Below are 9,433 nucleotides of genomic sequence, written 5' to 3'. Positions count from 1 at the left end.
AGTGTGTCCGGGGAAAGGGGAACTGCGGTCGTCAGCTGATTTGCGCAACAGCGCCATGTTGACGAACCAAAGCGGAGCCAGCCGTTGGTCCTATCGCGGAGCATCGCAGGCCATCCGGAAGATCCGGGAAGACATTGGGGCGCTGGAGTTCGACATCCATAGCTGGCGGTACAATGCCGCATGCGAACTGGTCGAGGCGGGGTGCAATGACGAGTTGGTTGCCGCTGTCACCGGCCAAAGCCCCAAGATGGTCGCGCATTACACCCAACGGATCCGACAGCGTGTGCGCGCAATAGAGGCACAAGGCCGCCGGAAGAAACCGGGATCTTGGTCCCGCTCCATCACGCAAAAGCGAACGGAACAAAAACAGAATATTTAGACGGCTGCTTAGACACTGTTTCAAGCGGCGGCGCGGGAGGGCGCTAAGTGCTTGAAAGTAAATGGAGGCGAGTAGGAGAATCGAACTCCTGTACACGGATTTGCAATCCAGTAAAAAAGTGTTCGAAATCAAGACCTCTGTGTTTCAAAAACGACCCTGACAAATAGAGAACGAGCCGGGAAAATTTCAACCGCCGAATTTGTCAGCAAGCGATGTCCCTGCCAGTGTATGATGACCGCACATCGACCCGATGCCACCGGCCACGGGCCGAGAACGGCGCGGAGATCCTTATCCCGATATGCATGGGAATCGCCGTAAACCGCCCCAGAGCCCGCACCTGCAACGTGCCGGAAAGCCGGGTTTAAGCGACCAAATGCGGCGGGTTCAGGGCCTACCTCGGGGTTCACGCCTCCGAGAGGTGATGGTTCCCATCCGGTCGGTGTCTGCCGATAGCGGCCGTTCGACGCTCCCTATCGTCGACAGTTGACGAGTCGCAGAAGCGGACATCCGCTCGGCCCATGGAACAGCTCCCAACCAGCGACGCAGACGGCCCTATTGCTGACCTTCATCACCGAATTGGACCGCTGCGACGCGGCCCGTCATTCCGGCCCTTCGCCGCAATTGCAGAATCACACTGCCCTTGGGCGGCTTATGCAGAAGGCAGGTTCTGATTGGATGTCCTTGCAGGCGAAGGATTTTTCCCATTTCTGCATGACGATTCGTCACGAAAGTCCGAGAATCAATTGCCCGCCTGGTAGCGATTCATTGGCCTTTGATTATTCCATGCGCGTTTAAAATGTCCTTCAAGACCTTCATGAATTGGGCTTGTGAAACACCTGCCTAAGAGTAAATTCATTTACCATCAATTAGTTGCCCTGTCTTTTGAAAAAGAAGATCGGCGCCGCGACGTTGCAACGGTTGACAGATACCGAAGCGGTGAACTCCCCTCATCCTACTCGCACACTCGTGAGCTTGGGGGACGTGTATCATGGAGTGGGTTCGAGACTTGTTGTGTCTTGTCGGCTGGAGGCGCGGGCGAGAGTCCGTCTTCGACAGGCTTTGTCGCAACCTCGGCACCTCGAGCATCCGCAACAAACTCAGTGAAAAATACTCCCGGCGTGGCAACTGCTTCGAAAGCGCGGACACTGACTTCGGCCAACGACCGCTCGTCGGCCACACCCTGCGAGCAAGGCAACTGGCATCTGTGACGTCGAATAAATCGCGACAAGAACGGGGGACATACTGATGAGCCGTGATCCGCTTTCGACCGCCAAGATCCGTTCCGGCGTCACCACGCAGGAAATCATCGACATCGCCCTCGACAATGTGGGGATCGACTGGACGATCAATGGGTGTACGGACTTCGTCTGGGGTGTCACGAACCTTGCCGGCGCGCCGTTCTTTGACCTCAGCGACAAGACCTTGGGAGGCGATCCAACCCGGCCGGACGACGTTCGCTACGCCGTGCCGCACTCGGCTGGGATCAAGTCAGGCACCGACAACGTTGGCGGCGATGGGTGGGCCCCGGTCTATGCCGGGACATCCGCTGCGGCGTTGAAGGCGTCATTGCAGCCGGGCGATGTTGTGCGGGTTTACGCGGCGGGGAATTCGGACGAGGAGTCGCTGCTCCCTGGCGGCGGCTCCGTCGCGCATTCCTTTGTCGTGGTCTCCGTCAGCACCTCGGGCGTTGAGGTGGTCGACAACTGGAACACGACGCAGATCATCCCCCACTCGGTCGACGACATCATCGCGGCCTTTGCACCGGCAGGCGCGTTCGCGTCCGCCTTTGTCTCGCGCCTCGATGAAAGCTACGTCGCGGAGAATTTCACCAACGACCTTGCCAGCAATAGCTACGGGGATTTTTCCGAACTCGTGGATACAGGAGTGGACGGAGAAGTTGATCTTTCAACAGGTTCTTCTAGGTTGTTTGATCCGGATGCGATACTGTTAGGGAGTCTTTTGGCACGTGCCTCCTACGGCGGCAGCAGTATTCCAGATGCCTTCCAAGGGACTTGGCGCGGCGCCGATGATGAATTCAATTATGACGATGATTACCGCGGATATATAGCCAGCCTATCCAGGTCAAGCGAGACATGGCGTCTACTTGATCAATTTGATCTTGGAATGACGATTCCTCTAGATGGGGAGAACTTTACTGCGGGAGGCTTGTATCGGTCCGACGAGAACGTCGGCGAAGCTCTTGTAGCAGAACGGATCGTCAATGGCGAGCGGACGGTCGTGATGGCGTTTCGTGGGTCTGATGGTCTTGATGCGGCTACGGGCCAGACTTTCAATGAGACCGTACTTCGCAACTACTACGAGGGCATGCGGCCGCTCATCAATGCGGTTCGGCTGTACTCGGAACTGAACGGCATCGAGAACGTCATCGTTTCCGGGCATAGCCTGGGCGGAACCATCGCTGATCTGTTTGGCCTCGCGGATGCGGACTTGTTTTCCGGTGTCAATCTGAGCATCGTTTCGCTTGCGTCGGCGGGTATCGAGCCGGATATCACCGACTATACCATCCAACTTGGTTTGGACCTAAGCGGGTCTACGGTGGACTCGACGACGGGAGAATTAACTTCACTCGGCTTCAGCTCGGATGTGGATCATTATTTCGGAATCACCCATTCAGAGGATCGAGTTTCACTTCCTGTTGAGATCGGGCCACTTACGATCTTGCTGCAAGAGAATATCAACGCGGATTATGCATTTACGATCAATCTACCCAACTTAGACAATTCCGAAGGGGGAGGCATATTCGGCGCTGAGCACAATAGCGAACTGTACTGGACGAATGTCGCCGCACTGATGAGTGACGCATTTTTTGAACGCCTTGGAAACCATCAGATTGTGATGGGGCTTACAGACTATTCCTTGGTCTCGGATCTGAATGGCGCGATACTCCCAAGTTTCCAGTCCTACACTGGGATCAACAACTATCGGTATTGCGATGACACGGGTCTGAGTGCCCTGCTTGGGTCCGGTGGTGAGGACTTCATCCTCGGCCTCGACGGGAACGATAGTCTGATCGGGTATGCAGATGACGACCTTCTAAGCGGTGGAGCAGGCGAGGATCAGCTCGACGGCCGTTCGGGCGCTGACGCTCTCGCCGGTGGCGCAGGCAGGGATGACCTCACAGGCGGGTCGGAAAGCGATGTTTTCTTTTTCGACGATGACGACTATCCGCGCTTTGCCAGCGTGAACCCGGACCGGGTCACCGACTTTAACCAGGGCAATTCCGGTGTCTTCTCTGCATCTGAGGGCGACCTGATCGATCTTTCCGGTTTCCAGTTCGCGACCAGCACCGGATTTGGCACAGCGTCCACTGTGCGCCTGCGCTCGATCGAAGCGAGCGGGGGGCTGCCCGAGGGCGCGATCCTTGAAGTGAATACCGGCGATGGGATCTGGCGGGGGATCGCGCGGCTGGACAACGTGACCTCGGCCCAGTCTGTCTGGATTGCGCTCACGGATGCGCAATCGACAGCGCGCACCGGCACCGAGTTCATCGTCGATGGAGTTGGTGACGGCACGAGTTGGTCGGTTTCGCCGGGAACGCAGAACGTGGCCGAGGGCGACGTCACGATCGGTTTCACGATTACCCGCAGCGGCGGCAGCCTTGAGGCCGAGACGGTCTACGTCAGCACGGTCCAGACTCACGGCAGCTACAACGACGGCGACTACGTTGGCCGCGCGAACGTGGCTGTGCCCTTCGCTACCGGGGTAGCGACCGAGACCTTTATCGTTCAGATCAATGCTGATGCGTTCGAGGAGGCTGAAGAGACGTTTGGCTTGATCGTTCAAGCAGATCCGAACGATATCGTTTCGACCTACCTCGCCTCGGCTACATTTACGATCGAGGACGGATCAACCCCGAGCGTATCCGGTGACACCTACATCGGCGACGGGCTGGACAACACTTGGTCGGGCACCAACAACGCCGACTTGGCGTTCGGAAACGGAAGCAGCGATACCCTCGATGGCCGTGAAGGCAATGACATCCTCTTCGGCGGCGACGGAAACGACTCCATCGAAGGTGGCTCTGGCGACGACGTGATCGTGACGGGCGACGGCGAAGACTATGTCGATGCCGGGTCGGGAAATGACTACATCGATGTTCGGGAGAGGGGATCGCGTGACACGATCATTGCAGGCTCCGGAAACGACACAATCATCGTCAGTTCTGAGGGTGGAAGTGGTGATGCCACCGTTTCAGTTGACGGCGGTGGCGGGGTTGATTTCCTGATCGTGGAAGCCGGGGGCGGAGCAGAAACTAGCTCGGGATATTATTCCGGTTATCTTCGTCACAAGTTCGGCTCAGACGGGCCGATCCTCACGGCACGAAGCAGTTTTTCTGATATCGAGACTGCCGTTGCGACCGGAAGTCTGCATCATATCTCGACGTCCCAGTACCGTTCGACGAGCCATAGCTGGGTGTCGGAAGAGAATATTGAGAAGATCGAGTATCGCGGCGGCGATGGCGAGGATCTGTTTCTCGACTGGGACGTTCGGCTGACAACGGCCCTTGGCGGCGGCGGCAGGGACACGCTCTACGCGGACTGGTCCGCTGCGATGAGTGACATCGTCTGGAACCTGACGGTCGACAACGACAGCCGCAAGACGCTGTCGAACGGGGTGGAGGTGCAGAGCATTGAGCGTGTGCTGCTGAAGACCGGCTCTGGCAATGATAACCTGGTTCTGGGCGATCAGGACGACCACGTCGAGACCGGCTCTGGCGACGACGTGATCGTGACGGGCGACGGCGAAGACTATGTCGATGCCGGGTCGGGAAATGACCAGATAGTTTACGCCGGTCTACGGGCGAACTTCAGTATGACGACCACCGGAGGCGTCACCACAGTCATCGGCGCTACGGGAACAGACACGCTGGTCGACGTGGAACAGCTCGTCTTCGATGATCAGACGATTTCGCTTGTTCCCAACCTCCCGCCGACCGCCTCCCCAATCGACGCCGGGAGCGTGGCCGAGAACGGCGGTGAGGTGACGATCGACCTTCTGGGCGAGGCCGTTGCGTTGGACAGCGACGGCGGAACACTCGGGGTGGCGAACGTCTCGGTGACGGACCAGAACGGCGCGGCGGTGGTGTTCGGTCTGACCGACGCGACACTCACCATCGATCCGACACAGTTCGCCAGGGCGCTGGCGTCGGGCGCGAGCACCGTGCTGACGGTGACCTACGACGTGACCGACGGCCAGGGCGGCGTGACGCCGAACACCGGCCAGCTGGTTGTCGTTGGCCTTGGCGGTCCGTTCACCTGGTATCTCGACGGTGACCGCGACGGTTTCGGCGTCGATGACCCGACGACCAATCAGACCGCCTACGTGGAGCCGGCGGGCACCTCGGACGTGGCCGGCGACGCCGACGATGCCGACCCCACGGTGTTCCCCGGAGCGCCGGAGGTCAACGACGGCAAAGACAACGACCAGGATGGCGCGATCGACGAAGACAACACGGCGCCGAGCCTGGTGGATGACGGCTATGCCGTCCATGCGGGCGAGGTGCTGACCGTCGCCGCCGCTGCCGGTCTGCTTTCCAATGATAGCGATGCGGACGGCGACCCGATCTTCGTCACCTCGATCGAGGCGCCCGCTAACGGCACGATCAACATCGCCGCGGACGGGTCGTTCGAATACACCCCGGATGCGGGCTTCGTCGGGCAGGAGATGCTGACCTACTCGGTAAGCGACGGCACCGAGCTTGCGATGGCTGAGGTCACCATAGACGTGACCAACGCGGCGCCCACCTTCACCGACGCGGGACCCTTTGCGGTGGCGGAGAACACGACCGCGGTGGGCAGCGTGGCAGCGGCGGATCCGGACGGGGACACGATCACCTACTTGATCGACGCCGGGGCGGATGCGGCATTCTTCGAAATCGATTCCGCGACAGGCGCGATCCGCTTTGCCGATGCCCCAGATTTCGAAGCCTCCGCCGATGCCAACGGCGACAACCGCTACGAAGTCGAGGTCTCCGCGAGTGACGGGTTGGCGTCCAGCGCGGCGTTGGTCTTCGTCGATATCATCGATGTTGAAGAGGACATCGGACCGACCCTCATCCTCGGCGGCACGGACACCCAGATATTTGGGACCGAGGGCGCTGACATCCTCCAGCCGAACGCCGGGACCATGAAAACGACGTTCGGCGGCGGCGGGGCCGATGTGTTCGACTTCGCCGATACGGTACACAACGGCGCGCGCGAATTCCGCACGATCCTCGACTATACGGTGGGCGAAGACATGATCGACCTCGGCGCGGGCAGCGTGATCCACCACGCCCCGGCCGCGGGCCGCGTCCTGTTGTTCATCGACCAGGACTTCGACGTCATCACCGTTGTCGGGGCCGACAGCCTCGACGAGATTTCATTCGCCTGACACGGCACATTTTCCGGGGAAACTGACCATGATCCGAACCACTCTCCTTGGCGCGCTCGCCGCCCTGTCCTTCGCCGCGGCGGCCCAGTCGGCTGTGATCGATCTGGGCGCGAAAGGCCTTGAACTCGCTGGCGGTCCGCTTGCCGAAAGCAGCGCACTGTCCATAATCGACACCGCGCCGACGGACCTTGGCTTCACGGTCATTCCGGGGTTCTTCCAGGCCCTTGACGCAGGCGCAGTCCCGACGCTCGAACTCAACACTGGCGACGGGACAACATTCAACCTCGCCGTTACGCCGGGCTTCACGGTTGCATCCACCGAAACCGCGCGCGAGGGCGACCGGCAACTGGAACTCCTGTTCGACGAGGACTATTTCGCGCGCTTCACCCTCGCGGATGGCGACAGCCTGAGCAACATCCTGACCGGGGCGACTTTCGGGGACGCCGCGCTTTCCGTCTGGGCCTTGCAAAGCACGACATCCGCCGTCCCGCTCCCCGCCGGTCTACCGCTGCTGCTGGCCGGGCTGGGTGGTTTCGCAATCCCGCGGATGCGGAAGCCTGTATGACAGGCCTCCAGCGCTGGCGGGCGCGTTCCGGTTGGTTGTTTTTGGGGCGGTGCGCGTAAATGACCGCTCTTCAAATTCGGGCTGGCAGCTTCGCGCTTGCAGCGAAGGTCCGTTAACCGCCCAGACTTCCGAGAGCCAGCCGATGCGGTTTCGAGGCGCGGTGAAGGTCCGGTTCGGCGAAGCTCGGCCGATGTCTAGCAAGGGGGCCGAATGTCAGTTCCCCGCCCTTCACACCCCACACACACGCCCGGTCAGCGCTACCAGATCCCGCTCTTCCGCAGCCGTGAACGCCAGCCCGTAGACCCTGGCGATCCGCCGGAATCGCAGCACGTACTGGCATCGGAAGCCCTGATCGGGGGGCAACCAGTCGAGCGGCCCCCGCGCGCCCTTCGAGCGGTTCGCCGAGGCGGTGACGGGCAACAGGTTGACGGGATCTAGGGCGAAGCGGGCGCGCTTCTCGGCCGACCAGCTGGCGGCACCATGGCCCCAGGCATAGCGCAGCGGCACTATGTGATCGATGTCGAGATCCCGGGCCTCGGTCACCACCTGGCCGGTATAGGGCGCGATCCAGCGGCCGTGGCGCACCGAGCATCCCGACGGCGCCAGGGTCACCGGCACGGTGGAGAGATCCGCCAGCAGCTCGGCCCGGGTGTCGAGGCAATCGCCGTTTGGATCGGCCCAGCCCGGGCCGAAGGCCGCGCGGGTATAGGGCGCGGCCGGGCTCGCCAGCTCCGGGGCCTGCGCAACCGGGGCGCAGGCCAGGAGCGTCAGGCTCAGGATCAGCAGGGGCAGAAAACGGCGCATGGGGCAGACCTTTGACCTCTCGCCCCCAAGATCCGGTTAAACGCCGACTGGCCCGGGGGACCTCATACAAGCCCCGTCATGACCTCGCGGTTGGCGATGATCAACTCCCGCGCCGCGGTCGCGCCCCTCTTCGAGACCGAGTAATTCAGCCGCACCTCCTCGATCCGGAAGGCGCCGAAGAGATCGCGGATCTCGGGTCGGTCGTTGATCGACAGCACGAAGGCGCCCTCGATCTTGCCCAGGCGCCCGGCCAGCTCGGCGAACTGGTCGCGGTCGAAGAGGCCCTTGCCGTAATCGTCCTCGCCGCCCCAATAGGGCGGATCGAGATAGAAGAGCGCCTGCGGCCCGTCATAACGCGCCAGCACCTCCTGCCAGGGGAGATTCTCGAAGACCACGCCATCGAGCCGGTCATGGGCGGCGTCGAGGAGCGGGCCGATCTTGGCCAGGCTGAACGCCGGGCCATGGCTGGCTGAGACCCCGAAGACATCGCCCGGGCGGCCGCCGAAGGCGAGCCGCTGGAGATAGAGGAACCGCGCGGCGCGTTCCAGATCGGTCAGGGTGGCCGGATCGCAGGCCCGGAGCCGTTCGAACTCGCGGCGCGAGGTGATCTGGAAGCGCATGACCTCCATCAGCTGGGGGTAATGGCGCTGCAACACGCGGAAGAGATTGGTGATCTCGCCGTTCAGATCGTTCGCCACCTCGAGCCGCGGGCGCCAGCTGCGGCGCAGGAAGACCCCGCCCATGCCGAGGAAGGGCTCGACATAGGTGCGGTGCGGGATCGCCTCTATCCGCTCGATGATCTTCCGCCAAAGCGCCTTCTTGCCGCCCACCCAAGGGGCGACGGGGGAGGCGGGGACGGTTTTTCGCATTTCGTTCATGTCAGGAACCTGTTCTAGGTCCGCCCGCTCTCGCGAGAGTCGGGCGGCAGATTCCCTCTGGGGTGTCGGCGCAGCTTCTGTTGACGCTTGGCTGCGTGGTGAGGCGGTGTTGACGCACCGCCTTGCCCCCGCCCGAAGGCGGGGGAAGTTCTCAGGCCCGGCGGCGCCTGACCGTCTCGCCGATCCGTCGCCCGATCTCGCCTGGCGAGGGCGCGATCCACCCGATCAGGGCGACCAGGACGATCCAGGCGGGGATCTCGTTGACGACGACGGTCTCGACGCGATCCGCCCTGACCCTGTTTTCCGATTGCTCCTGGCGGATATCCCGCGCTCTCGGCCGCACGATGCTGGGGGCGTTTTCGACCTTCACCCCTTGCACATTCTCGGCCCCGGCCTGGACATTGGCGGCGAGGT

Annotated in this window: 6 protein-coding genes and 1 pseudogene; 4 read left to right on the top strand and 3 right to left on the bottom strand. The window is 61.6% G+C overall.

Features of this window, described 5'->3' with window-relative positions; all coding sequences use genetic code 11:
• From BYZ73_RS22950 to BYZ73_RS20105, 4 genes and pseudogenes are all read left to right on the top strand, one after another.
• A pseudogene (locus tag BYZ73_RS22950) lies at positions 1 to 379 on the top strand (hypothetical protein); the annotation flags it as partial.
• Positions 380 to 934: 555 nt separating this feature from the next.
• The gene (locus BYZ73_RS22945; RefSeq protein ID WP_181498133.1) at positions 935 to 1,174 is read left to right on the top strand and encodes a hypothetical protein; all 240 of its coding nucleotides are present in this window, start codon (positions 935 to 937) and stop codon (positions 1,172 to 1,174) included.
• Positions 1,175 to 1,624: 450 nt separating this feature from the next.
• Positions 1,625 to 6,772 (top strand): Ig-like domain-containing protein, encoded by a 5,148-nt coding sequence (locus tag BYZ73_RS22940; RefSeq protein ID WP_181498132.1) that lies wholly within the window; start codon positions 1,625 to 1,627, stop codon positions 6,770 to 6,772.
• 28 nt (positions 6,773 to 6,800) lie between these two features.
• Entirely contained in the window at positions 6,801 to 7,337 is a 537-nt protein-coding gene (locus BYZ73_RS20105) for a VPLPA-CTERM sorting domain-containing protein (RefSeq protein ID WP_112317422.1), read from the top strand.
• Positions 7,338 to 7,565: 228 nt separating this feature from the next.
• Here BYZ73_RS20105 and BYZ73_RS20100 read toward each other — a convergent pair whose 3' ends face one another.
• From BYZ73_RS20100 to BYZ73_RS22935, 3 genes are all read right to left on the bottom strand, one after another.
• A complete protein-coding gene (locus BYZ73_RS20100; protein ID WP_112317421.1) occupies positions 7,566 to 8,141 on the bottom strand; it encodes an HNH endonuclease family protein in 576 nt (191 codons plus the stop codon).
• A gap of 62 nt (positions 8,142 to 8,203) precedes the next feature.
• Positions 8,204 to 9,010: a DNA adenine methylase gene (locus BYZ73_RS20095; protein ID WP_112317424.1), complete on the bottom strand. Its 807-nt coding sequence runs from the start codon at positions 9,008 to 9,010 to the stop codon at positions 8,204 to 8,206.
• A 160-nt stretch (positions 9,011 to 9,170) separates the two neighbouring features.
• A partial coding sequence (locus tag BYZ73_RS22935) for a bacteriophage spanin2 family protein (RefSeq protein WP_112317420.1) occupies positions 9,171 to 9,433 on the bottom strand: 263 nt, incomplete at its 5' end.

The organism is Rhodovulum viride, assembly GCF_003265965.1.
Lineage (GTDB): Bacteria > Pseudomonadota > Alphaproteobacteria > Rhodobacterales > Rhodobacteraceae > Rhodovulum > Rhodovulum kholense.
The sequence above is the reverse complement of the archived record's forward strand: the minus strand, read 5'-3'. Positions and strand labels throughout refer to the sequence as shown.